This window comes from Phaeobacter sp. NW0010-22, from assembly GCF_040365955.1.
In the GTDB taxonomy this organism is placed as follows: domain Bacteria; phylum Pseudomonadota; class Alphaproteobacteria; order Rhodobacterales; family Rhodobacteraceae; genus OMPR01.
The window spans coordinates 161,297-185,898 of record NZ_BAABWT010000002.1; the positions used below are offsets into that span (position 1 = coordinate 161,297).

A 24,602-nucleotide genomic window follows, 5' to 3' on the forward strand; every position below is an offset into this window, starting at 1 on the left:
CCAGCGCGGGTTTCTCAGGAAACGTTGTCTTCGCCCAGTTTCGGCGCAGGTCTGTGCAAGGCAAGATCTGCATCAGAAAACTTGAACGGTGCACGGACACCGGGCACGCCGTCCAATTCAATCTGCATGCCGCGCGCCACGATCTGAGGATCAACCATCACCTCATCCAAGGTGTTGATGGGGCCAGCAGGGACACCGACGGCTTCACACGCAGCCAACAAATCAGCCTTATCGCGTAGCGCGGTTGCCCCGTTCAAACGTGCAATCATCACGCGGCGATTGGCGATCCGGTCTTTGTTGCGCAGGAACTCTGGCGCTTGGGCCATATCCTCGAGATCCAGCACCTTGCACAGGCGTTGATATTGCCGGTCATTGCCGGTGGCTATGATGATATGACCATCCGCGCAATCAAACACCTGATAGGGCGTCAGATTCATATGCGCATTGCCCATACGCCCCGGAGCGGTCCCCGTGGTCAGATAGTTCAGCGCCTGATTGGCCGTCACAGCGACCGCAACATCCAGTAACGCCATATCCACATGTTGCCCTCGACCCGTGGTTTCGCGTTGATGCAAGGCGGATAGAATCCCGGTCACCGCATAAATGCCGGTAAAGATATCGGTGATCGCGACGCCCGATTTTTGCGGCTGACCCTCAGGCTCCCCGGTGATCGACATCAGGCCAGACATGCCTTGGATGATGAAGTCATAGCCCGCGCGGTGGGCGTATGGCCCATCCTGCCCAAACCCGGTGATTGAGCAATAGATCAGACGTGGGTTAATCTCTTTCAGGCTGTCATAATCCAGCCCGTATTTCGCCAACCCGCCGACTTTGAAATTCTCGATCAGGATATCAGCGTCGCGCACCATGTCGCGCACCTGCTCCTGCCCTTCGGGAGTGGAAAAATCCGCAGTGACTGAAGACTTGCCCCGGTTGGTCGAGTGAAAATAGGCCGCCGACACATCATCATCGCGCGTCACAAAGGGAGGGCCCCAGGCGCGGGTATCATCGCCTGCGGGAGATTCGATTTTGGTGACTGCAGCCCCCAGATCAGACAGTGTTTGGCCAGCCCAAGGGCCAGCCAAAACACGTGCCAGTTCAATGACCTTGAGGCCCGACAGCGGTGCCGTCATCAGTTGGCCAGTTCCGCGTCGAGAACTTTCTTGAAGTCGGCGTAAGACTGGTTTGAAACGCTTTTGCCGTTGATGATGAAGCTTGGCGTTGACTCAACCCCATCGGCTTTGGCGTTGTCTTCGTACCATTTGATCAAGGTCTGCGCCTTGGTTCCATCCTGCAGGCACGCCTCGAGCGCGTCATTGTCCAAACCGGCAACGCGGCCAATTTTACGTAGTTCGTCCACGATTTCAGCCGGACCGCCCGCACGGGCCCAATCGCTTTGACCTTTGAAGATCAGATCGCTGACACCAAAGAATTTTTCGGGTCCACCGCAACGTGCGACCATCGAGGCCCACAGACCATAGCGGTCAAAGTAGACTTCGCGGAAAATGAATTTCACCTTGCCGGTGTCGATGTAATCCTTCTTCAACTCTTTGTACGTTCCCTCGTGAAAGGTCGCACAATGCGGGCAGGTGTAAGAGGCGTATTCGATCATCTCGATTGGAGCATCTTCGGCACCTTGGACCATCTCGATGATGGTTGACGTGTCGATATCACCTGCGTCCTGCGCAAATGCAGCCCCAATCAGCGGCGCACTTGTTTGCGTGCTTTGCGACTGTGTCAGCCAATACCCACCTGCGGCGATCGCCACGGCAGCACAAATTGCGGTTCCAAAGCGGCTCATTCGCGGCCCTTTCTTAACGTTTCTGCTTCGATAAAACATTGCGGCCCAAGCGTTCAAGGGCCGCACGTAAGTCATCATCCCCAACACCGCTGGCAGAGTGTTCTGCATCTGCGGCAACTTCGGGGGAAATCTGGGATTTTGCTTGTTTCGGTTTGTGATCGAAACTGGCCTGCCCCTCGGCAAACCCGATCGGTGCGGTCTGGGTGATGCGAATACGGCTGATGGCGTTGTAACCATAGGCCGAATTGACCCGTTCCCGCAGTTGCTCTTTTTGCATTTCCAGCATGGGTGCCTGTGGCCCGGTGGTCAGCACCGTCAGCGTAGCGCCAAACCCGCCGCGCCCATAGCCCACATTCACAGGCTTGGCGATGGCGGCAATGTCCTGCCCGACGATTTCCGACCAGTGGGTCAACAGCCGAGATACCGCAAAGCCACGGCTTTCACCGGCGCGCCGGATCTGGTCGTTCAACAGCATCGATGTGCGTTTGAACCCGCGGGTTGAGGATCGTCTAGGCTTCATCTGGTATCCGAGTCTTTCGGCGCTATTGTACGGGGCACGCGGTCAGGTGCCAGCGAAACCGAACAGCTAAGGAAAATTACGTGCAATACAACAAACACATTCCCGTGAGTGACGCGTTGCTGGCGTGGTATGATGTGCATGCACGCGACATGCCATGGCGGGTCAGCCCGGCAGATCGAGCGGCGGGAATTTGCCCGGACCCGTATCGAATCTGGATGTCAGAGGTAATGTTGCAGCAAACAACTGTGGCTGCTGTGCGCGATTATTTCCACCGTTTCACAGCGCGGTGGCCCACGGTGCGCGATTTGGCCGACGCACCTGATGAGCAGGTGATGGGAGAATGGGCGGGCTTGGGCTATTATGCTCGGGCGCGCAATCTGTTGAAATGTGCCCGCGTTGTTGCCAATGACTATGACGGGCAGTTTCCTGATACCTATGACGCGTTGCTAACGCTGCCCGGCGTTGGCCCTTATACGGCGGCGGCGATTGCATCCATCGCTTTTGATCAGCCCGAGACGGTGTTGGATGGCAATGTCGAACGGGTCATGGCCCGGTTGTTTGACATTCACGACCCGTTGCCTGCGTCCAAGGCACAGCTCAAGGCGCGCGCTGGTGAATTAACCCCGCAACTCCGGCCCGGGGATTACGCCCAAGCCGTCATGGATCTGGGCGCAACCATCTGCACCCCTAAATCACCGGCCTGTGGTATTTGCCCATTACGTGACCCCTGTGAGGCCCGCCAAGCAGGCACCGCGCCAGAACTGCCTAAGAAAACCCCTAAAAAGCCAAAGCCCACACGATATGGGCATGTCTATCTCGCACAGCGGGCAGACGGGGCTTGGTTGCTAGAACGCCGTCCTGACAAAGGATTGTTGGGCGGCATGCTGGGGTGGCCGGGGTCTGACTGGAACGATGCGCCACAGCCCAGTCCCCCTTTTATGGCAGAGTGGCAGGCCCTGAGCAGCGAAGTCCGGCACACGTTCACGCATTTTCATCTGATCTTGACCGTTCACAGCGCTGAGTTGCCGGATCACATGACGCCCAACGCCCTGCAAATCCTCGACAAACATGACTTTCGCCCCTCTGACCTGCCGACTGTGATGCGCAAAGCATATGATCTGTGGCGCGGCCAATAGCCCCCTTGGGCGACCGCTTTGAATGAGGGTAGAGTGCGCCCAATCAGGTGTGGAGACCAAACAATGATTGCTCCTGAAATCCTAACACGTTGGCAAAGCGCGCTGCCGTTTTGGATCTCGTTTCTGCTGATCCCCTTGGTGTGGGTCACCGCCACGCAGGGTGGCTGGTGGCTTATTGCTGTGCCCCTGACGACCTGGTGGGCCTTTGCGATTCTGGATTATCTGACCGGGCTGAATCTGGACAATGCCGATACTGAAACCCCGGACAAAGACTTGGGTTGGTATATCAATCTCACGCAGGCTTGGGTGCCGCTGCAATTCCTGACCGTGTTTGGTCTGATCGCCTATGCTACCCAGTCCGGCCACCTGTCCAGCAGCGAAAAGATCGCGTTGTTCTTTGGGGTTGGCGTTATTTCGGGCACGATTGGGATCAATTACTCTCATGAATTGATGCACCAGAAAAGCCGCCACGAGCGCTGGCTTGGCGACATCCTTTTGGCAATGGTGCTGTATTCTCATTTCCGATCCGAACATTTGCTGGTGCACCACAGCTATGTTGGCACCCCGCGGGACCCGGTCACCGCGCGCTATAACGAAGGGTTCCATCGGTTCTACCCTCGGGTGCTGTATCAATCATTGGCTTCCGCGTTTCGGGCGGAGGCCAAGCAATTATCGCGCAGAGGGCAGCCGTGGACCAGCTTTTCCAACCCGTTCTTTCGCTATTGGGCCTTGCAAGGTCTGATGCTGTGTCTCGCCTTTGGCATTGGCGGGTGGGCCGGTGTGGGGCTGTTCCTGTTTCAGGCCGGCATTGCCATTTGGCAGCTAGAGCTGGTGAACTATGTGGAACACTATGGCCTGACCCGCAAGCATTTGGGGGAAGGGAAATATGAACATGTTCACCCCCACCATTCTTGGAACGCTGCTCACAAAGCGTCAAACTGGCTGTTGATCAATCTGCAACGCCACTCAGATCACCACTACAAACCCAATCGCCGGTTTCCCCTGCTGCAAAACCACGCTGAAACCGCTGCGCCACAGCTGCCTTATGGCTATCCGGTCATGACGGTTGCGGCCATGATCCCTCCGCTCTGGCGTCGGGTCATGAATCCGCGCGTGCGGGGATGGCGACGCCAATACTATCCAGAAATCACGGATTGGAAATCATACAACAAGGGCACCAACCCGATGCCACGCTAACTCGACCGCGCCACCGCAGTGTGGGCTTGCCCACACTGCCACGCCCAACGAGAGGCGGTGCCAAAGGCACCAACGGCAGGCGGGAGCCCTTGTTTCCCCGCGCAGCGGATCAATAGGTCCAAATATCCATTTCACCGTCCACTCCGCGCACACTTTGTTGAGCGTGCAGCTCAAATCCTGACACCAGATCCAAACCGACACTGGCTTCTCGCAGGACTTGTTCGCGCAACGCGTTACTCATGACGATGCCAACGCCATAGTCCCGCGTCAGAGCCTCGAGCTTGGCGGCGACATTCACGGCATTCCCGATCACTGCAAATTCCAAACGGTTTGCCCCGATATCCCCAAGCACGGCCGACCCATAGTGTACGCCGATCCCAACCTTGATTTCCGGTTCATTGAGGCGTCGGCGCTCCAAATTCCACTGTTCCATCACCCGTACCATGGCGCGAGCACAGGCCAACGCATCTGTCGCATCTTTGGACCCCGGCATTGGCGTGCCAAACGTCGCCATCAACCCATCGCCCAGATATTTATCCAAGGTGCCACGATGACGGAAAACTTCGGTTTCCATACGGGCGTGAAACCCGCGCAGCAATTCGATCACCGCATATGGGTCGCGCCCCGCGGCAAATTTGGTGAACCCCACGATATCGATGAACAAAACCGCGACATCGGCTTTGCGCACTTTCTTCAGCGGTTCATCATTTTGACTCAACTGCTCCACCACATTGGGTGAGAAATAGCGTGACAGGTTTGCGCGTTCCCGTTCTAACCCCGCATTGGACATCAAAAGTCGATTGAACCGGCGGGCCGAAAATCCCAACGTGACTGCAACCAACAGAAAGACAATGATTTCTTGCACCCGTAGCGAGGGCATGACGCTGTTCGGGTTCATGAACTCGGCAACATCAGGGAACCCAGCAAAGGCGTCTGCAGAGCGTTCTGACAGCCCCGCAATCGGTTTGGTAAACCACCAGACGGCGACCCATCCGGTTGTCCACATGGCTGCCGTCCATGTCCCAATCGCAATCACCGTGCGCCAAGAATACGCCAGCGTACCCCCGGCCAGAATGATGAAAAAGTATTGGAAATTGTCAAACCTGTACTGCATCGCAACGGGTCGGATATCGTCGCTGAACGGATTGGGAATGATCATGCCCAATGTCATGATTAACAAATCCAGAAACAGCAGCAGCAATTCGACCCCAGATTGACCAACGCGTCCCGCACGTCTGATCAGCCAGCCGTTGGCCGCGATCAAAGCCAGAATAAAATGGTAATACAGCACATCCCAGTTCGGATTGATAAACACCAAAAAGATTGCGATGATCGCCATCGCAATCCAGCGGGCCCGCACCGCCAGTTCAAGCCCTTCGCGTTTGTGGCGTTCCCAGACGGCCTCGGTGTATTGGTTCTGTATTTCAGGCTCGTCCGGCTGCGTTACAAACAAACGTTTCCGTTCAGGGGCTGATGCGCTGATGTCGGACATTTTGTTCTCCTGCGGACTACTTGCAAGATAGGCGATCACACCGGCGCTCAACACCCCTACGTAACAATAAAAAAACCCCGCCGAAAACGGCGGGGCAAGGTGTAGTGCCATGGGTTAGACCACAGGCACCGGCGGTTTTCTTGATCTGTTGTTTGAAATCAGTTCCGCATCTCGGATCGGATCTGTTGGCGCAGCACGTCGATAGGCACTGTTTTGCCTTCGCGTTTAAAGCACCAATAGGTCCAGCCATTGCACGATGGGGCGTTTTCAAGATGCGCACCCACCTGATGGATTGAGCCTTTGATGTTGTCGCCAATCAGTGTGCCATCTGCACGAACCTTGGCCTTGTGGCGCTGGTTCATCGAAAACAGCTCTTCGCCAGGGCGCAGCATGCCGCGCTCTACCAGCTGACCAAAGGGCACACGGGGTTCTGCGCGTTTGCTTGCGCTGACTTCCAGTGCTTCGCGGTCGAATTTACGGATGCTAGCGATGCGTTTTTTGGCAACCTTGCGATAGGCTGCTTCGCGTTCGATGCCGATGAATTCACGGCCCAGCATTTTGGCGACTGCGCCGGTTGTGCCGGTGCCAAAGAAGGGGTCCAGAACCACATCACCGGGTTTGGTCGAGCCAACCAGGATGCGGTGCAGCAGGCTTTCGGGTTTCTGCGTCGGATGTGCTTTGTCGCCGTTTTCGTCTTTGAGACGTTCGTGACCTGTGCAAATCGGCATAACCCAATCGCTGCGCATCTGGATGCCTTCGTTCAGCGCCTTGAGGGCTTCGTAATTGAAGGTGTATTTGGCACCTTCTTCTTTCGAGGCCCAAATCATCGTTTCATGCGCGTTGGTAAAGCGTTTGCCGCGGAAGTTCGGCATCGGGTTCGATTTACGCCAAACCACGTCGTTCAGAATCCAAAATCCCGCATCCTGCAGGGCTGTGCCCACGCGGAAAATGTTGTGATACGAACCAATCACCCAGATCGCCCCGTTGGGCTTTAGCAGACGCCGCGCGGCTTTCAGCCAATCGCGGGTAAATTGATCATAAACAGCAAAACTCGAAAACTGGTCCCAATGGTCATCGACGGCATCGACCTGACTGTTGTCCGGGCGATGCAGCTGACCTTTGAGCTGCAAATTGTATGGGGGATCAGCGAAAATCAGATCAACAGACGATTCAGGCAAACTGTTCATCACATCGATGCAGTCACCAGAAAGAATCGTGTTTAGAGGGAGCGCGGCTGCGCTCTTTACGGTGGTTGTTGTCATGCTCTGCCTCAAGTTCCACGGCGCATTTTTGCGCTCATTTGGTTAACCCTAGGATGAGTCAAAGAGGATTCAGGGTCAAATTCTTTATTAAAACAGGGGCTTATGATTTACTCTTGATACAAGATATTGTGTACCGGCTTGAACGAACGCCTATGATGTGGGGTTACCCCGATATTTTGCAGCCCCTCGCGGTGCTGTTTGGTCGGATATCCCGCGTTCTTTTCCCACCCATAACCTGGATGCTGTTGCGCCAAATCCACCATGACACGATCCCGACACATTTTGGCCACAATTGAAGCCGCCGCGATGGAAACAGATCGACCGTCCCCCTTGACCACAGCCTCGGATGGAGTCCGCAACCCCTTTGGAATCAGGTTTCCGTCGATCAAAAGGTAATCTGGGGGCGGGTCCAACGCGGCAACGGCGCGCTCCATCGCCAAATGTGACGCTTTTAGGATGTTGATTCGATCAATCTCTTCAACTGTGGCGTGAGCGATGGAAACTTCGGCCTCTGCCATCAGACTGGTTTCCAACATTTCACGCTTTTTGGCGCTCAACTTCTTGGAATCATTTAACCCTTTGGGGATCTGTGCGGGGTTCAGAATGACCGCCGCAGCCGTCACCGGACCTGCCAATGGCCCGCGTCCCACTTCGTCCACCCCCGCAATGCGAAGATACCCTTGCGCGTGCAACGCGCGTTCCAGTTCATAATCAGGCTGTGTCATGCCCTTGGGAAATCGCGTTTGGCCCAAATTGGCAAGAAAAAAGGGAGAAGGGGCTGTTTCCCCTCCTCCCTCGCGTGACACCTTTTCGCGGCGTCATCGCTGCTCGACACTTAATAGTTGTGGACGACCCGGTAGCCCTGCTGACGCAAGCAGCGTGGCTCATAAGCTTGTTTGGTGCGCTGCCCATTCCAGAACGAGATTTTGCAGTACTGCGGCAAGCTGTTAGCATGGCGGTAGTGCTTGCTCAGACACTTTGGTTTCAACAGGGCGCTGTTGCCGGGGTAGCCTTTCATCGGTTTCAGGCAACGGGCGGGCAGATCATAGCGCGCGACGTGTGATGGCAAGGGGCGCGTCACAGGCGGCTGGTAGCTGTGATTGTTCCGCGTGACGTCTTGATGCCGGCGCTTTTTGCGTTTGTTGTGTTCATTGACTGCGACACCAAGGATGGCCAGAGCGGCAAGTCCACCCAAGAGTTTTTCAGCATCCCCGGCCCGGGCTGGAGCGGCGGAAAAACCTGTGACCAGAATTGCGGTTGTTACGATAAGGGCGATGAATTTGCGGTGCATGGTGTGTCCTTTCGGGGTCCGTGGAACTGTGGTTTGCGTCCCCCGCCAAGCAGGGGTGTGTTGATGAAACCAAACTGGTCCACCCCCGTTCAGACAGGCAATATCGCGCCCATGTTATTGGATATCAGCGGCCCCAAAGCCCTGTTGTTATTGAATATCCGCGCCTCACAGCGCAGAGTGACGGGCATGAGACATTTCTTGCCCCTCCTCGCCTTCGCAGCCCTGTTTTTGGTTCAGACGCCGGCACATGCCGCCGACTGTTATGCCGATTATAAGGCCAAACAAGACAGCCCCCTGCGCCTGCATTACGGCGTCATTCAAGTCAGCACGTGTTCTGCGAACCAAGCCGCCACCGAGGCATCCGCCCGTTTGCAAGCGGCTGGCTGGACACTGTTGAACGTCATCTCTGTCTTTGGTCCCGAGGGATTGCAGGAAAGGAAAGCGGATGCCGGATCCTACTATCTCCGTTTCTGAGGCACGCCGATCAGGCACACGGCTTGTTGGGTTTGGCATTGCGGCCATCGTGGTGATCCTTGCGGTCACCGCCGTCTTTTTGGTTCTGACCTTGCCCGACGCGAATGCCTTTAATGCGCGGGTTGAACGCGTATTCATTGAAAACGATCTGACCACGCAGGCAGAAATCAAATTGCTGGAGATTTTGGCACAATCGGGCACAGCATTTTCCGACACGCTGAGCAGCTATCGCATGGTCATATTTGTTCTGTTGGTGTTTGCGGCCGCCTTGCTGGTCGCGAGCTTTGTGTTCCTGATCATGCTGGTCACATTGAACCGGCGCATGGCCCAGATCGAACGCACCGGTATACAGGTCAATTCGTTGCTTATCAGCCGCGAGGAGAACACCGTTTATCTCAACAACCTCGATTTCAAGCTGACCCCAGCGGCGATTGAAACGCTTTCGGTTCTGGCCGAAGCCCGCATGGATGACGACGTGTTGTCTGGCGTGCAGATCGAAGCGATGATTTCCGGCAAGGACGCCACCGACTGTGAAGAAGCAGCGGGAGCCACCCGGATCAAAAGGTTACGCGACACCTTGGGCAATCAGATCGTCAGTGAGTTGCTGGTTAAAAACATCGCGCGCCGCGGCTATATGCTGGCCATTGAAAAAGACGTGATCCAGATGATCTGATCAATGGTTGGGGGATGTTTTCTGTTTCGACTGTGTAGGGGGTTTGGGCGCTAAGCCCAGCGCCTGACAGTTACAGGTCGCCATGTTGTCATAAATCAACTCATCTGCGATCGGTGGGCACCCCTGCCCCACATTGGTTTGCAGCGTTCCTTGGTTCTTTGAGGCACACACACTCAGACAAATGCATTGATCACGCGTTGGTTGCTGAGGTGCGGTCTGCTGCGCAGCAGCCGCTGTTGCGATCAAAAAGACACCCAATGTAAAAACCCTGTGCAGCATCTAGTTCCTCATTCACCCATAGACGCCTTGTTTAACCGATTGCGCGCACGAAACATAACTTTTCTGCATGTGGCTCTTGGTTTTTGGCCCGACCCGCCCCATCCTTAGAAACAGGCCGCGCTGGCGAAGGGAGGATCCCCCCATGAACGTCCACGCAACACCACAGATCAAAGGGTACGGCATTGATGTCCAGCCTTTGAGTGGCGAAATCACAGTCCGTCGGAACGATGTCGTCATAGCAAAAACCAAAAATGCCAAGGTTATGTATGAAACTCGGCTGCCGCCCACGATCTACGTTCCGCGCGACGATGTGCTGGTGGATCTGAGCGAGCCATCCGCGCTGAAGACGTTTTGCCCTTTCAAGGGCACGGCACGCTATCGCGACATTTTATTGAACCGTGAGCAGATCGAGAATTCGGTCTGGGCCTATGAACGCCCGTTGCCGGAAAGTAAGGAAATCAAAGGCTACGTTGCCTTCATGCCAAAAGCCTATACGGAGATTGATCTGGGCGAGAATACCCTGCGCGATCCCGATGACGGCAACATCAGCGGCCCTTTGGTGGATTGGCTGATGCGGGGCGCCTCGACCTTGACCACCCCCGAAGATTTCACCCGTGCACTGGCAGAAAAGATGTTAGAACATGGGATCGCGATTTCCCGTCTTGGTATTCTGGCGTGGTCGCTGCATCCGCTAATCGCCGGCAAACACTATATTTGGGAAAAGGGCGAAGAGCAGATTTCAACCTTTGCGCCCACCTATGAAATCCATGACCACCCATCGTTTACCAATAGCCCCTTGCGGCATGTGTCCAATGGGCTGGGCGGGGTGCGCCAACGTCTGACCGACGATCACCCGGAAAACAGTTTTCCCATCATGGAGGATTTGCGCGCAAAGGGGGCGACCGATTATGTCGCCATGCCGATCCCATTTTCTGATGGGCGCACCAATGTGCTGACCCTAACCAGCGACCATCCAGATGGGTTTACAACGGCCAACCTTGGATTGGTCTTTGAATGTTCTGCCGTAATTGGCCGGTTCTACGAAGTGTTCATGCAGCGCGAGAATGCACAGTCTTTATTGGAAACCTATGTCGGCAAACGGTCCGGTGCGCGAGTGCTGGGTGGGGAAATCCGGCGCGGGGATGGTGATGAAATCGACGCGGCAATCATGTTTTGTGACCTACGCGGATCAACCCGGCTCGAAGAACAGCTGGGGCGTGGTGCCTACATCACGCTGCTGAACACCTTTTTTGAAACGGTTTCCGGTATTATCCATGATCACGGGGGAGAGGTCCTTAAATTTATCGGCGACGCGGTGCTGGCCGTCTTTCCGGCGGATGAGGATGCGAGATCTGCCTGCGATCAGGCCCTGAAATCCGCCATGCAAATCGTCGAACAGCTCTCTGCGCCATGCGAAGATGAGGTTGGTGTTGCCTGTGACTGCGCCATCGGATTGGCCTTTGGGCGCGTGACTTATGGCAATATCGGATCGCGTGAGCGTCTGGATTTCACGGTCATTGGACAGGCTGCGAACATCGCGGCCCGGCTCGGCGATTATGGCAAAACCATTGGGGAGCGCATAGTCGTGTCACAGGATATTCTGCCGTCTTGCAGTCAGGCCAAAGATTTAGGGGATGTCACATTGCACAACGTGTCTCGTCCTGTCCGCTGCCACGCCGTGCAGACATCCAAACGTCCCTAAGCGGCCAACAGACCGGTTTCGCGCCCTGCCCGTGTTTCACAAAGCGGTTCACAGCCAGCGCAATTCAGCAGTATAGTGAAAGAAACACCGTATGCCGGGGTTTCGGAGACTAATGAATTGGCAGACATTATCCTTTCTCGTGCCGCGGAAATCCCCGATCAGCTCAGAATAACGCGCGCAAAAAGTTCGCCAAACCTGGGACCCCGGATCTTGTTTTTCAGCGGCGGCAGTGCCCTGAATGACATTTCCCGCAGCTTGAAAAGCTATACTCACAACTCAGTTCATCTGATCACGCCTTTTGACAGCGGTGGCAGTTCGCAAGTGTTGCGCAAAGCGTTCAACATGCCTGCAGTTGGAGATTTGCGCAGTCGATTGATGGCATTGGCCGACGAAACAGAGCTGGGGCAACCTGATATCTTCAGGTTATTTACGCATCGCTTTCCTACCGATGCGGACCCCGACACTCTAAACAAAGAGTTTCGGTCGATTGTGCATGGTCAGCACCCTTTGATGCAGGCCGTGTCGCAGCCGATGCGCAGTTTGATCCTCACTCAAATCAAAGCCTTTGATGCGCGCAGGCCCAAAGACTTTGATCTGCGTAATGCGAGCGTTGGGAACCTCATCGTCGCCGGGGGGTATTTCGCAAACGATTTCAATCTTGAACCCGTTTTGTTCATCATGTCGAAAATGGTGGCCGTTCTGGGAACGGTGCGCGCGATTGTCGACGACAATCTGCATATCGGCGCCAAATTGGAAAACGGCTCTGTCATTCTGGGCCAGAGAGAGCTCACCGGGAAAGAAGTTCCACCGCTACCTTGCCCGATCCAACAACTATTCCTGACCAATGCCCACAACCGGCTTCCGCGTGAAGCCGTTCGTTTGCCTATGCGAAATCGCAGGCTCATCCGCAAATCTGATGTAATTTGCTATGCGCCCGGTAGCCTATTTTCCAGCGTCATTGCCAACCTTCTGCCCTTGGGGGTTGGCGCAACAATCGCCGAACGGCATGTCCCCAAAGTTTACCTTCCCAGCCTTGGGACCGACCCCGAATGCCCGGGCATGGACTTGGCTGATCAACTCGAAGCGATCCTGTCAGCGCTTAAGATTGATGCCCCAGAGCATGTTGCAAACCCCGCTTTGGTGAGCACCATTTTATGTGATGAAACGCTCTATACTCCGCAGATTGCAAAACGTCTGTCGCGGCTGGGGGTCCAATGCGTGCCGACACTGCTACACAAAGCCGAAAATCCACATCAATACGACCCAAACAAAGTCTGCGACGCGCTGATCTCACTTTCTTAGGCTCACTCTTTTCCAGCACGCCATTCGTTCCATAGTAGCCCCGTATTCACCGCCAACGCCCCCAAGGGAGCAGGCGGCAAAGTCAGCGGCGGTGGGTGTTTTAGAATGGCATCAGCGAGGGGGGAGCCACCTTGCACCGCCAATTCGGCAATGGCAATTCCGTGCAACGTGTCTTTGGTGATCCCCATATCATTGTGACAACAGGCCCCGAATAGCCCCGGCTCCAACTCACCAAAGACAACGCCTCCATTCCTGCTAAAGCACCGCATCGCGGACCAGTGATGGGCAAATCTAAGATCAGAGAACTGCGGATACCGCTCTTTCACCTTACGTTCATGTACCCAGCTGGCATTCCGAATGCGCATCGGGCTGGTTTCCTGAGATGGGTGAAAACTGGTGCCACCGGTCACAACCAACCTTTCGTCTGAGCCGACTTTGACCCGACGCATGGAAAAGCCCAGCGGATCGACGGACATTAACGCCCATCGCGGTTGGTCCCCGATCGCTATGGATTGCTCTTTGGTCAACGGGTCTGACATCGAGACGTATCTACTCAGATGTAGCAAGCGACGCGTGGCAAAGCCAAATTGTTCTATGTGCCCGTTGTTGGTCAGAATAATCTTCTGCGTAGACATCTGCGCCTTGGTAGTGCGGATTCGCCACCCCCCGCTTTCTTTGGCAAACGCAAGAACCGGGCTGTTTTCGTAAATCCGGGCCCATTTCCCCAAATGCTCTGACATCGCGTTCACAAATGCAGCGGGTTGCAGGTTTGCGGCGCCGAGACATTTGATTCCCTGGCGATAAAACGAGCTACCCGTCATCGTGCCCAGGAGCGTCTGGTCCAGCCATTCAAAGGGTGTCGACGAGGCGGTTAGATTCCCTGCAATATCAGCAAGACACCGCCGCCCTCTTCGGCCAGCCGCGCCCCAGACCTGAGGCGCCACTTCGAAAACATGCGGTGGTAAGCCGAGATCCTGAGCGCATTTCGCCATGAAGGCGATGGCCTTTTGATTTCTGTCTATGTCGCAGCAATCAAAGGGGAGGCTGCCCCCGCTGGCGTGCCAGAAACCCAGGTGTTTCGGTAAGAAATGCGAAACCCCAAAACTGCGCCCGGATCCGCTGTTTGCGCTCTGGTCTGCGTCTAAAACAACCACGCGCAGGTTTGGATCAATCTGCATCAATCGCTGTGTAGCCATCAAACCTGAAACGCCAGCCCCAATGATGGTCACATCTGCTGTTTCGTTGGTTTCGAGTTCAGGCCACGGGATGGTCGGTGGCTCTGCCTCGATCCACCCGGAAAACCCCATTTGGCGTGGCAATCCGGCTGTTCCGTTTAGCTGCCGTTTGCCAGTATTCACCGCTACCCTCACCCCTTCTTAGGTAAAAGACACGGATTTAGGTATCGTGTATTTGTCCGCGTTCTGCGCGAACCTTCGCAAGTCTGTCAAAACTCTGCAAGACGCTTGGCCGCCCAGCGTTTTGCAAGTTACAATAGTCACGACTGCAGCAAAGCCAAGGCTGTCGCGCCGGAACTGTACCCGTCCCCCAGACCATTGATCTGAGATCGGGCCAGATAGAGGTTGGTTAGCCGTTCCATCGCGTCGGGTTCGGTAAATTGCGAAATGTCAGAACTGCCCGTAACGCTGTGCAACTTATCTTTGAAAATGCCCAACTGCTGATCCAGATCGATTTTTGCCAACCCGCGCGGCAATGCCAACGCCACCTCAAACATTTCACGCAATGGGGGCAAACCCATAATCGTAAACCACTTGGCAGTGTCGCTGGAGTCGCTTTCTGCCAGCTCGGTCAGCTCTCGCTGGGCATAAAGAGCAACCCGCATGGAATCATCCGTTTCACCGACGGCCTGTTCAAACGACTCTGTTTTATGTTGGCTCACCACCGCCGACATATCCGTCAAAAAGCCCGTTTTTCGGACCTCTCCCGGGCCAAATCCGAATGCTTTGCTGAAATCCTGGTATCTTTGGTCGCTCAACCGGTTCGCCAAAGCATCGTCGGCTTCTGTGCCATCTTCCAGAATTTTCTGGATGAAATAATTACTGTTGATGTCTTCTGACAGACCAAAAGCCCCCAGCGCCACGCGCAACAATCGCTTGTTGGCTACAAGATCCGCTGCTGTTTTCACCTCACCAATATTCTTTTCAAAATAGGTGGTGTCGCGTTCCAATTGGGCGGATTTTGAAAACGTCTCGAACTGGGTATCATAGGTTCGTTGGAGGAATTTCCAGCCCCCGATTCCATCCGTTGGAACAACTGGTTGAAAGATCATTGCCGAACCGCCAATAACCGGTCTTCGCGCGGCAACAAGGTGCGAAGTGCTTTGAGGCATTTATAATGATGGTTGGCGATCAACGCTTCTGTCGCTTCTGCCAGGCTGACCCGACTGTCGCGATCCGTGAACACCTGACTGAGTTCTTCGATACGTCGCAACAAAGACAGCCGTGACGCTTCGGGGTCGCTGTCGCCGGTTAACACCAGCTGGGCCGCATAGCAGACGCGGCGCACCGGAGTTGTTGCTTCTTCGGGGTGAATCGCGTCGCGCAAGCGCAGGATGTTTGCATCCGGGGTCACGATCGACAAGCGCCCCCGCCGATCCCCATTTTCAACCACAGCACCGTTAATCAAAACGCGCTCCTTTGGGGCCAGTTTCAGAACAAGACCACTCATTAGGCTACTCCCTTACTCAGGCCACGCAAGATTGACATGTTGATTTCGATTAGCGGCTGTGCCGTCGCTTGACGTGCGAGGACCTTACTCGTGTGATAATTGGTAAATTCGGCTAGATAGAACAGGTTTGCACGCAATTCACTTGGCAATTCGTTGTTGGAATCCGCAACATCAATCGCAAAGATGGTCCACAGCCGTTTGTTGTCGTGCAACGCCTCAACCAAAGCCCCAAACCCCGGGCGCCCCAGTTTGACAGCAGATTGCAATTTGCGCGTGATCCGCGCAACCGCCTCGTATTCCAATTTTCCAGCCGTTCTGATTGGGGTAGCAGATGCCGAATAGGCATTCCGCGCATGGGACAACGCGTTCAAATCGTATCCTTACTTGGTTTGGGGATCTACTTGGATGAGACCGGGGCGCCAAACGCCCCGGTCAAGCCGCTTAGCGGAACAGCTGCATCAGAGCCTGTGGCGCCTGGTTTGCGATTGACAGAGCCTGCACACCAAGTTGCTGCTGAGTTTGCAGAGCCTTCAGACGTGCCGAAGATTCTTCCATGTCAGTATCAACCAAAGAGCCAATGCCGGTTTTCATCGCGTCCGTGACTTTGCTCACAAAGTCATTTTGGTCCGAAATCCGCTTTGCTGAAGCCCCCAGCGCAGATGCGCCGTTTACGGCAGCCTGAATCAGGGCTTCCATGTTTGCCAGAGACCCGTCTGCGTTTGCCGAAGTCGTAACATCAATACCAGTCAGGTCGAGGTTGGCTTCGAAATCAACCGATGCAACGGTGATGTTGTCAGCCGTAACAGTGCCGGCCGCATCCCGGTTCAGCGAAGACAATACAGTAATGTCGCCACCCGCAGTGTTCAGCAGGTTTGAACCATTAAACTGCGACCCTTCGATGATGTCCGTAATTTGGTCTTTGATCGCCTGAACGTCAGTGTTGATTTTGCCATTATCAACGTTTTCGCCAGTCGCCGCGACAACCTTTTCTTTCATCTCTTTGAGCAGATCTGTGATCTGTTCCGCCCCGGCCGAAGCGACTGCAACAGTCGAGCCACCCAAAGACAGAGATTCAGAAACGGCTTTGAAACCAGACACATCCGATTCCATCACCTTGGAAATGGCCCAAATCGCCGAGTTGTCCTTGGCCGTTGCGACCTCTTTACCAGTCGAAATCGCGTTCTGAGTGTCTGTCAGATTCGAGTTGATGGATTTGAGCGTCTGCAATGCAACCATTGCGCCATTGTTCGTCAGAATGCTGGACATAGCATTTTCCTTTTTGTGTTGGGCTGTTCCGCCCAGTTTTGCATCCACCCTTTAGGGCGTATCGAAACGTCTTTCTGACGAGTGCGAAATCCTTGATCCGGTATCGCGCCACTTCTGTTCGAGTGCAGGGTCACCATGACCCGCTATGTCCTAACGCTTTGCTAAAGTGCGATTTCCTGTTCATTTCAATTTTCTTCAAACGCGCAATCAACTTCTTTTTTCCAGACGGGTATTGAGTTGCAGGTTGATCTTTGTTTTGCGCCCGGATTGGTCATATGTCTCTAAGCCCCTGCGCACCCTGCGCAATTCTGCCATGCGTTCGCTCACGGCCTTGATCCCTTCTAGCGCGCTGCCCAGCAGCTGTTGGTTGCGTGAAACCTTTTCTTGAATCGGCCCGAGCCTGTCGCGATCGATTGCATCCAACTCGTTCAGCTTTTCAATCAGCTTTTCTTTTTCAACCATCACTTGGGGCAATTGGTTCAGCTCTCCCGCGATCAGAGCAGAGCGTTCCCGATCCAAGAGTTCATCCAAAGAGATCATCAATTCGTTCGCAGTTTCATTGGTCATTGGTGGCCTCGGACATTGATTTGAACAGCATTTCCGCCAAACCGATTCCACCGGCTTGGGCAATGCTTTCAGCTTGTTTACGCACCAGAAGGGACGCGAATTGATCTTCGCCTGCGCCGCCTCCGAATTCTGATCTGCTTTTTCCCATCCCTGCTGCTGTCAACATTTCGCTCAGGAACGTGGCCTCCAGCTTGATTGCCGCGTCTTTCAACGCCTTTTCATTGGGATTTAGGTTCATCGGTTTGGTGGTTTGAATTTCCGGGATTTGCATTGAATCTCCCCATTTTGAGTCACTTTCGAGAGATTGCGTCCAAGCAGTTAAAATAACGGTAACTGGTTTTGAGGCAGGGTGAGGGCACTCTGAAAGAAAAGCGAACAGAAATGCTCTCGAATTTACCTGTGGCAGAAGCCCAAAAGGCCCGGATTCCAACTCCAGCTTCGCAAGCACCCGAAGCAAAGGGGGGGACAACTGGCCAAAGCTTCTTTGACATGTTTACCAATGATCCCGGTAGTCAAAACAATGCAAAGGGCGGCCAATCCGCTGAGTCCGAACCAACTGGGATTGAACCGCCTGAGACCTCTGAAACTGAAATTCCACACTCGGGGTCAGCCGTGTCCACAACCACGCGGTCTGCGCATGAAACTTCGACCTTTCAGGAGTCGTTTCCTCCAAATCGCAACACGTCCCAGGTTTTCGCAGCGAGCGAGCCCGCCGCAGACAAAGACGCTTTTCAGGACCAGAGCACTGAATTGACGGCGCTGACATCCGCACACCAAGAAGCAACAAGCAATACGCCAGCCTCCTACCTTTTGAGTTCTGCGGCAGCTTCCGAGCCTAATAACACCTCGCCTGCAGGGTCGGCCAAATCCAAGGCTGCAACGCAACGATTAGACAGTGATCTCTCAGGGCTTACGCCAATTTCAGAGCAGGTCATTCGCACCCAACAGGTTTCAGGTGAGGTCCCCAACGGACAAACACACACTCAGCCCAACCTGCCTCAAATGAGCACAAATCAAGCGACTCCGCAGGTTGTCGCAGGAAACGGAATGACAGCCCAATCCAACGTGCCGCCAAACCAAAACCCAAAAGACTCGCTGGTCTTTCCAAGCAGCTTGTCGGGTCAGGCACATCCAGCAAATTCGCACACGGCTCATATTGGTTCCACGCCTGTAGAACCGACCTCTCTTCAAAAGGGGTCTAACCATCCGAGTCAGCGCGTTCCTTCGGCACCGGAATCTGGAGCATTCGAACGTCAATCTTCATCAGGCAAAGCTGATTTACCGAGCGAAAAAGTTGCTCTTTCCGCCCAGGAGCAGGTTTTCCTGAATGCGAATCGTTCCAACGGAGACGTAGGGCATGACGCAGGGTCGGCGAACACAACGCGTCAGCCAATTCAGGCTAAAGAGATCGATCAACACGTTTCATCACAGGTCTCTTCGCGTGCATCAGAATCCCGAGAATCAACAAAACTGGCCGCATCAACGGCGATCGCATCTGATGCAATTCCGCAAGAAACCCGGGTCAAAGCCTCTCCGATTGGAAGCGAGCCCCTTGCAAACGCACAGAAGCCGGGCGCACCGTTGGTGCAAGTTTCGGGGCAGCCAACCGTCCGTTCAAATTCTGCCATAGCATTTTCTGAGGTCTCCACGATCCCTGCAATTAGCGCCTCTGTGTCGCCGGCTCAGGCGGCACCTTCCGGAAACGGTAAGCAAATACTCTCCGGTGGTTCGCAGATTCCATCGCCGCAAACTCTGAATGCGACTCATATAGCGACCGGAACGCGCCTGAATGCAGCTGTTGCCAAGACCCATGCGCGCGCCACTGAAGGTAGTGAAACAGGTGGGGCTGCAGGGCCTGATCGCGTGGCCTCCAAAACAACGGTGGAAACAACCGCGTCTGGTCACACTGGAAACACTACAGTTTCTGTTTCTAACACAGCCCCCTCCATCGCTGGCAGGCAATCCATCCCTTCCATTTCACAGGGGTTACAAACTTCGGCTCTTCTGCATGATTCGGATTTGAGCATGGATGAATCGTCGGCAGAGATCTCCAGAATATCTGATCAGGTGTCACTGGGGTTAAGTGGTCCCGAATCGGCCACCACGCCAGCGACGCGCCCTGAGGTAATTCGATCCATCGCGGCGCAAATGGTGACTGCCGCGCCGCGCGGTACGCAACCCCCTGTTGAAATTGCCCTGAACCCCGAAGAACTGGGGCAAGTCAAAATGTCGGTCACGACGACAGATACTTCTGTGGTCATGACCATTGCAGCTGATCGGCCTGAAACGCTCGACCTGATGCGGCGGAATCTGGAACAGCTGACCAATGAATTCCGCGATCTTGGGTACAGCGATATCAGTTTTGTCTTTGCCGGAGATGGTTCCGACGCATCCGGTAACTCGGATGAGTCCCATGGCAATCAAAATGGATCTTCTGCCGAGCAAGAGCAGGTTGCTCTCAATGAAACAAAAACCCCCTCTGCAACCAGCAGCGGTGTCGATGTGAGATTATAAATTATGGAAACGCAGAGCGTACAGCCAAATTCGTCAACGACGTCGAATACAACACAAACCTCTGGCACACCGGAAAAGCGTGCACTGACGTCAGATTTCGAGACTTTCTTGAATATGCTGACCGCTCAAGCGCGCAATCAAGATCCACTGGAACCGCTGGATGGGGCGGAATACGCCGCACAATTGGCCCAGTTTTCGATGGTCGAGCAGCAGGTCAAAACCAATGACACACTGGCGACCTTGATGACCCAAATGGGCAATTCCGATATTGCTGAATTGTCCAGCTGGGTCGGAAAAGATGTGCGCGCCATTGCCCCGGCCCATTATTCGGGGGATCCAATAACGGTTACGCCTGAATTCGCAGCAACCGCAGATCGGGCCGAGTTGGTAGTGCGCGACTCGACCGGTACAATCGTGGAACGCAAAGCCATCGGTCTATCGGAAAAGCAAGTCACCTGGACCGGTCTTGATTCCAGCGACAACAAACGTCCCACCGGTTTGTACAGTTTCTCTGTCGAAAGCTACAAAGAGGATTCGCTGCTACAGGATCAAACGGCAGCCACGTACAACAGTATTGTTGAAGCCCAAATTCAAAACGGACAGATCACACTTGTTTTGGAAGGGGGGCAGGTCATTTTGCCCTCGGTGGTGACAGGGGTTCGGGCTGGATCTTGATCCAGCGGTCATGAACCGGGTAGAGAGAGCCAGTGGGGTATCCCCCAGGCATACCCGGAGCACGTCCGCTGCAGATTTCACCGCCCTCCTCTCTTGTTCACAGTCTGCGTCACCGCGGACGGATCACAGGACCAGCAACATTTGCCCCTCTGTACGGCGGGCGAACCAATCAGGTTTGGCGCATTTTGGGTCAAAAAGAGGATTTGGTGCTTAAGCTGTATCGCGCCACCCAATCCAACCCCCTATTTCGCAACGATCCCGCCCGTGAAATCCAGTGCTTACAAGCATTGGCTGACACTGGTTTTGTCCCAAATCTGCGCGATTCGGGACAGTTCGAGCAGGCGTATTGGGTGCTTTATGATCACGCGCCAGGGGCTACTTGGCGAGAGAACCCATCCCTCGCGGCAAACGTGTTGCGCCACTTGCACACAACTGCAGTGACGCTGAATGCTCCGAAGGGATGCAATGGTAGCGTCGAAATCGCAGACCATGCCGAAACCATACTCGGGCAATGCACATCAGAGGATCGTGCGCGGCTCATCGCGTTGCGTCCCTCAAATGCGGTTCCTCCAAGCCCTGAAGTCCGGCTAATCCACGGCGATCCGGTTGCCGGGAATATCCTGTGCCAAGGCGACGCGGCGATTTTGATCGATTGGCAATGCCCGCTCCTTGGCGACCCTTGCGAGGATCTGGCCCTGTTCCTGTCTCCCGCAATGCAGTTTCTATATCGAGGGCAGACCCTGACAACCGATGAAATTGAACACTTCATCACCGCATATGGGTGCCCGGATACGTCAGATCGGCTCCGCCAGCTGTTGCCTTGGTATCATTGGAGGATGAGCGCCTATTGCCTGTGGCGCGCAGAAAATGGCACGGACGATTATGCCCGTGCCATGGAACTTGAACTGGAAAGCCTCGTCACGATGTGACTTTAGGCCTCGCGCGCGGCGGCTTGTTCATCCTGTTTCTGACGCAAGGTCGCCCTTTTTGAAACCAGCGAAGCCGTGATCACCCCAACCGTTACAACCGCGATCATCAATGTCGATAAGGCATTGATTTCAGGGGAAACCCCAAGCCGGACTGCCGAAAAGATCTTGATCGGAAGGGTGGTTGCCGACGGGCCGGAGGTGAACGATGCAATCACCAGATCATCCAGAGACAGTGTAAAGGCCAGCAACCAACCGGAGATAACCGCCGGCGCGATGATAGGCAAGGTGACCAATCTGAACGCCTCGGCCGCTGAACACCCCAGATCGAGCGCCGCCTCTTCCAATGAACGATCAAAGGTCACCAGCCGCGAGGATACCACCACCGAAACGTAACACATCGAAAAGGTCGTGTGGGCCAGAACGATGGTCAAAACCCCCCGATCCAAACCAATGCCGATAAACAACAGCAGTAGCGACAGGCCTGTGATCACCTCGGGCATCACCAACGGGGCATAGATCATGCCGGAAAACAGGGTTCGACCCAGAAATCGACCGCCACGCACCAGAACATAGGCCGCCATGGTTCCCAGCACAGTGGCGATTGTCGACGAAAAGACCGCGACTTTGACCGTGACCCATGCCGCATTCAGAAACGCCTCGTTCTGCATCAGCTCACCGTACCATTTGGTCGAAAAGCCAGCCCAAACCGTCACCAGCTTGCTTTCGTTAAAGCTGAAGATGATCAGAATGATCATTGGGATGTAGAGAAACGCGAATCCCAAGGTCAGCGACACAACATTGAACCAACTTAACTTGTTCATTCTTCCGCCTCCGCTTGTTTTTGCTGGTTACGCTGGAACAGCACGATCGGGATCACCAAGATCAACAACAGGATCACCGCCACCGCGCTTGCCACGGGCCAATCGCGATTGGAGAAGAACTCCTCCCACAGCACTTTGCCGATCATCAGCGTGCCAGAGCCGCCCAGCAGAGACGGAATAACGAATTCGCCCAGAACCGGAATGAAAACCAAAAACGATCCGGCGATGATACCCGGCCGAGACAACGGGATCGTGACCAACCAAAACGCCAGAAGCCGTGAACACCCCAGATCCTCGGCCGCTTCGATCAGCGAGCCATCCAACCGTTCAAGGGCTGCATAGATCGGCAGGATCATGAACGGCAGATAAGTGTAAACGATACCGATATAGACTGCCGCGTTGGTGTTCAAAATCGTCAGCGGTGTCGAAATGATGCCCGTCCACAACAGGAATTGGTTCAAGAACCCTTCGTTGCTGAGAATGCCCATCCACGCATAAACCCGGATCAGGAACGACGTCCAAAAGGGCAAAATCACCAGCATCATCAGCGTGGCACGCCATTCATCCGGTGCGCGCGCCATGGCATAGGCTATCGGATAGCCCACCAGCAGCGTGCAAAAAGTAGAAATCAGCGCGATTTTGGCGCTGCTCAGGTAGGCTTTCCAATAGAGGTTATCCTCAGTCAGAAAGATGAAATTTTCGAAATCCAACTGAGCCAGGAACGCACCAAAGCCAGTGGCCCAATCGAATTGCGGCATATAGGGTGGACGGGCGATTGCCGCATCCGACAGTGAGATTTTGAAGACGATGACAAACGGCACCAGAAACAGCGCCAACAGCCACACGTAAGGAACAGCGATCAGAACAAAGCGGCGCATCAGTTCGCCAGCAGAACACCCGCCGTGGCCGTCCAAGACAGCCAAACGGGGTCTTCCCAAGTAAAGGAGCGGCGCGAAATCCGACGTGTATTTGCCGCCTGTGCTTTGATCATCGTGCCGTTCGACAGTTCGACATAATAGGTGGACAGATTCCCCAGATAGGCAATGTCGTGCACTTTGCCCTGAACGACATTATCCGCGTTTTCAGGACGGTCGGCTGTAATGGTTATCTTTTCTGGTCGGATCGCCAGATGGCAGGTCTGATCCTTGGAAAATTCGGTCGCGGATGTTGCGTTCAAGGCCGCCTGCCCTTCTGCCCAATCCACGCGATAGGTGCCTTCGTTTGCTGTCGTTGTCCGACCTTGGATGATGTTCACATCCCCAATGAAATCAGCCACATAAACAGAGTTTGGCGTTTCATAAATCCGGTCTGGGGTGGCCACCTGCTTCAACAACCCTTCGTCCATGACAGCGACCCGCGAGGCGACGGTCATCGCCTCTTCTTGGTCATGGGTCACGATCACAAAGGTTGTGCCGGTGCTTTCCTGAATATCCATCAATTCAAACTGCGTATCCTGACGCAGCTTTTTGTCCAACGCCCCCAAAGGTTCGTCCAACAACAACAGTTTTGGGGCTTTGGCCAATGAGCGCGCAAGAGCGACACGTTGGCGTTGGCCGCCTGAAATCTGGTGCGGTTTGCGACGGGCGAATTTCTCTAGCCGGGTCAGCTTGAGCATCTCTTCGACGCGGGCCTCAAGATCCTGTTTCGGCATTTTGTCCCGGCGCAGACCAAAAGCAATATTTTCCCAAACGCTGAGATGTGGAAACAACGCGTAGGACTGGAACATCATGTTCACCGCCCGCTTGTTGGGAGGCACGGCGGCAATGTCTTGCCCCGCCAGTTCAATTGTCCCCTCGGTGACGGTTTCAAACCCCGCCAGCATCCGCATCATCGTGGTTTTGCCACAACCCGATGGCCCCAACAGGGCGAAAAACTCTTTTTCAAAGATATCCAGAGACAGGTTATCGATCGCGGTAAAAGACCCAAAGCGTTTCGTGACATTTCGAAAGCTGATCAATGGCTTGGCATTGGGATCTTCCCAAGGTGCAAAGACGGATGTGTTCAAGGTGGACCCCC

At 54.6% G+C, this 24,602-nt stretch carries 26 protein-coding genes; 9 read left to right on the forward strand and 17 right to left on the reverse strand.

Features of this window, described 5'->3' with window-relative positions:
* Window positions 1–14: 14 nt before the first annotated feature.
* Genes ABWV33_RS04970 through ABWV33_RS04980 form a run of 3 tightly spaced genes read right to left on the reverse strand, consistent with a single transcriptional unit; the run spans window position 15 to window position 2,321 of the window.
* Window positions 15–1,133 carry a CaiB/BaiF CoA transferase family protein gene (locus tag ABWV33_RS04970; RefSeq protein ID WP_353329336.1) on the reverse strand — a complete coding sequence of 373 codons (1,119 nt, stop codon included), beginning with the start codon at window positions 1,131–1,133 and terminating at the stop codon, window positions 15–17.
* The gene (locus ABWV33_RS04975) at window positions 1,133–1,801 is read right to left on the reverse strand and encodes a DsbA family protein (protein WP_113822375.1); all 669 of its coding nucleotides are present in this window, start codon (window positions 1,799–1,801) and stop codon (window positions 1,133–1,135) included. Before ABWV33_RS04975 ends, ABWV33_RS04970 begins: the two co-directional genes overlap by 1 nt.
* 13 nt (window positions 1,802–1,814) lie before the next feature.
* Window positions 1,815–2,321 carry a DUF721 domain-containing protein gene (locus ABWV33_RS04980; RefSeq protein ID WP_121997745.1) on the reverse strand — a complete coding sequence of 169 codons (507 nt, stop codon included), beginning with the start codon at window positions 2,319–2,321 and terminating at the stop codon, window positions 1,815–1,817.
* Window positions 2,322–2,401: 80 nt separating this feature from the next.
* Here ABWV33_RS04980 and mutY point away from each other — a divergent pair, with 80 nt between their 5' ends.
* Together mutY and ABWV33_RS04990 are read left to right on the forward strand one after the other, a co-directional pair.
* On the forward strand, window positions 2,402–3,457 hold the full coding sequence (gene mutY, locus ABWV33_RS04985) for an A/G-specific adenine glycosylase (protein WP_353329337.1): 1,056 nt from the start codon (window positions 2,402–2,404) through the stop codon (window positions 3,455–3,457).
* 63 nt (window positions 3,458–3,520) lie between these two features.
* A complete protein-coding gene (locus tag ABWV33_RS04990; protein ID WP_353329338.1) occupies window positions 3,521–4,654 on the forward strand; it encodes an alkane 1-monooxygenase in 1,134 nt (377 codons plus the stop codon).
* Window positions 4,655–4,763: 109 nt separating this feature from the next.
* Here ABWV33_RS04990 and ABWV33_RS04995 read toward each other — a convergent pair whose 3' ends face one another.
* The 4 genes from ABWV33_RS04995 to ABWV33_RS05010 all read right to left on the reverse strand — a co-directional run bounded on the left by ABWV33_RS04995 (window position 4,764) and on the right by ABWV33_RS05010 (window position 8,699).
* Complete coding sequence (locus ABWV33_RS04995; protein WP_113822467.1) at window positions 4,764–6,146, reverse strand: adenylate/guanylate cyclase domain-containing protein; 1,383 nt, start codon at window positions 6,144–6,146, stop codon at window positions 4,764–4,766.
* A 158-nt stretch (window positions 6,147–6,304) separates the two neighbouring features.
* Window positions 6,305–7,408 (reverse strand): site-specific DNA-methyltransferase, encoded by a 1,104-nt coding sequence (locus ABWV33_RS05000; RefSeq protein ID WP_113822378.1) that lies wholly within the window; start codon window positions 7,406–7,408, stop codon window positions 6,305–6,307.
* A 107-nt stretch (window positions 7,409–7,515) separates the two neighbouring features.
* Window positions 7,516–8,133, reverse strand: a complete 618-nt coding sequence (gene rnhB, locus ABWV33_RS05005) for a ribonuclease HII (protein WP_353329339.1) — start codon at window positions 8,131–8,133, stop codon at window positions 7,516–7,518.
* A gap of 110 nt (window positions 8,134–8,243) precedes the next feature.
* The gene (locus tag ABWV33_RS05010) at window positions 8,244–8,699 is read right to left on the reverse strand and encodes a hypothetical protein (RefSeq protein ID WP_164621113.1); all 456 of its coding nucleotides are present in this window, start codon (window positions 8,697–8,699) and stop codon (window positions 8,244–8,246) included.
* Window positions 8,700–8,885: 186 nt separating this feature from the next.
* Between ABWV33_RS05010 and ABWV33_RS05015 the strand changes: the two genes are divergently transcribed.
* The 4 genes from ABWV33_RS05015 to ABWV33_RS05030 all read left to right on the forward strand — a co-directional run bounded on the left by ABWV33_RS05015 (window position 8,886) and on the right by ABWV33_RS05030 (window position 13,129).
* A complete protein-coding gene (locus ABWV33_RS05015; RefSeq protein WP_164621328.1) occupies window positions 8,886–9,173 on the forward strand; it encodes a hypothetical protein in 288 nt (95 codons plus the stop codon).
* Complete coding sequence (locus ABWV33_RS05020) at window positions 9,145–9,846, forward strand: winged helix-turn-helix domain-containing protein (RefSeq protein WP_353329340.1); 702 nt, start codon at window positions 9,145–9,147, stop codon at window positions 9,844–9,846. The genes ABWV33_RS05015 and ABWV33_RS05020 overlap by 29 nt, the downstream gene beginning before the upstream one ends.
* Before the next feature lie 421 nt (window positions 9,847–10,267).
* Window positions 10,268–11,827: a DUF427 domain-containing protein gene (locus ABWV33_RS05025; protein ID WP_353329341.1), complete on the forward strand. Its 1,560-nt coding sequence runs from the start codon at window positions 10,268–10,270 to the stop codon at window positions 11,825–11,827.
* Between the two features lie 117 nt (window positions 11,828–11,944).
* Window positions 11,945–13,129 carry a GAK system CofD-like protein gene (locus tag ABWV33_RS05030; RefSeq protein WP_353329342.1) on the forward strand — a complete coding sequence of 395 codons (1,185 nt, stop codon included), beginning with the start codon at window positions 11,945–11,947 and terminating at the stop codon, window positions 13,127–13,129.
* 2 nt (window positions 13,130–13,131) lie between these two features.
* On the opposite strand, the gene ABWV33_RS05035 is transcribed toward ABWV33_RS05030, so the two are convergent.
* The 7 genes from ABWV33_RS05035 to ABWV33_RS05065 all read right to left on the reverse strand — a co-directional run bounded on the left by ABWV33_RS05035 (window position 13,132) and on the right by ABWV33_RS05065 (window position 17,918).
* Window positions 13,132–14,487 carry an NAD(P)/FAD-dependent oxidoreductase gene (locus tag ABWV33_RS05035; protein WP_353329343.1) on the reverse strand — a complete coding sequence of 452 codons (1,356 nt, stop codon included), beginning with the start codon at window positions 14,485–14,487 and terminating at the stop codon, window positions 13,132–13,134.
* Between the two features lie 137 nt (window positions 14,488–14,624).
* A complete protein-coding gene (locus ABWV33_RS05040; protein WP_353329344.1) occupies window positions 14,625–15,416 on the reverse strand; it encodes a DUF1217 domain-containing protein in 792 nt (263 codons plus the stop codon).
* Entirely contained in the window at window positions 15,413–15,814 is a 402-nt protein-coding gene (flbT, locus tag ABWV33_RS05045; RefSeq protein ID WP_113822387.1) for a flagellar biosynthesis repressor FlbT, read from the reverse strand. The genes ABWV33_RS05040 and flbT overlap by 4 nt, the downstream gene beginning before the upstream one ends.
* A complete protein-coding gene (gene flaF / locus ABWV33_RS05050; RefSeq protein WP_353329345.1) occupies window positions 15,814–16,185 on the reverse strand; it encodes a flagellar biosynthesis regulator FlaF in 372 nt (123 codons plus the stop codon). The genes flbT and flaF overlap by 1 nt, the downstream gene beginning before the upstream one ends.
* A gap of 70 nt (window positions 16,186–16,255) precedes the next feature.
* A complete protein-coding gene (locus ABWV33_RS05055; protein ID WP_113822389.1) occupies window positions 16,256–17,080 on the reverse strand; it encodes a flagellin N-terminal helical domain-containing protein in 825 nt (274 codons plus the stop codon).
* Window positions 17,081–17,287: 207 nt separating this feature from the next.
* Window positions 17,288–17,647 carry a flagellar biosynthesis protein FlgN gene (locus ABWV33_RS05060; protein WP_113822390.1) on the reverse strand — a complete coding sequence of 120 codons (360 nt, stop codon included), beginning with the start codon at window positions 17,645–17,647 and terminating at the stop codon, window positions 17,288–17,290.
* Complete coding sequence (locus ABWV33_RS05065) at window positions 17,637–17,918, reverse strand: rod-binding protein (protein ID WP_113822391.1); 282 nt, start codon at window positions 17,916–17,918, stop codon at window positions 17,637–17,639. The genes ABWV33_RS05060 and ABWV33_RS05065 overlap by 11 nt, the downstream gene beginning before the upstream one ends.
* 1,754 nt (window positions 17,919–19,672) lie before the next feature.
* Here ABWV33_RS05065 and ABWV33_RS05070 point away from each other — a divergent pair.
* From ABWV33_RS05070 to ABWV33_RS05080, 3 genes are read left to right on the forward strand one after another with little or no spacing between them, the layout of a single operon-like run.
* Complete coding sequence (locus tag ABWV33_RS05070; protein WP_353329346.1) at window positions 19,673–20,161, forward strand: flagellar hook-length control protein FliK; 489 nt, start codon at window positions 19,673–19,675, stop codon at window positions 20,159–20,161.
* 3 nt (window positions 20,162–20,164) lie between these two features.
* Window positions 20,165–20,836: a flagellar hook capping FlgD N-terminal domain-containing protein gene (locus ABWV33_RS05075; RefSeq protein ID WP_353329347.1), complete on the forward strand. Its 672-nt coding sequence runs from the start codon at window positions 20,165–20,167 to the stop codon at window positions 20,834–20,836.
* 32 nt (window positions 20,837–20,868) lie between these two features.
* Window positions 20,869–21,765: a phosphotransferase family protein gene (locus ABWV33_RS05080; protein WP_353329348.1), complete on the forward strand. Its 897-nt coding sequence runs from the start codon at window positions 20,869–20,871 to the stop codon at window positions 21,763–21,765.
* A gap of 2 nt (window positions 21,766–21,767) precedes the next feature.
* Here the strand turns inward: ABWV33_RS05080 and ABWV33_RS05085 are convergent, their stop codons facing one another.
* The 3 genes from ABWV33_RS05085 to ABWV33_RS05095 are packed head-to-tail and all read right to left on the reverse strand — an operon-like array spanning window position 21,768 to window position 24,591.
* A complete protein-coding gene (locus ABWV33_RS05085; RefSeq protein WP_113822394.1) occupies window positions 21,768–22,586 on the reverse strand; it encodes an ABC transporter permease in 819 nt (272 codons plus the stop codon).
* The gene (locus ABWV33_RS05090; RefSeq protein ID WP_353329609.1) at window positions 22,583–23,464 is read right to left on the reverse strand and encodes an ABC transporter permease subunit; all 882 of its coding nucleotides are present in this window, start codon (window positions 23,462–23,464) and stop codon (window positions 22,583–22,585) included. Before ABWV33_RS05090 ends, ABWV33_RS05085 begins: the two co-directional genes overlap by 4 nt.
* A complete protein-coding gene (locus tag ABWV33_RS05095) occupies window positions 23,464–24,591 on the reverse strand; it encodes an ABC transporter ATP-binding protein (RefSeq protein ID WP_353329349.1) in 1,128 nt (375 codons plus the stop codon). The genes ABWV33_RS05090 and ABWV33_RS05095 overlap by 1 nt, the downstream gene beginning before the upstream one ends.
* Between the last annotated feature and the right edge of the window lie 11 nt (window positions 24,592–24,602).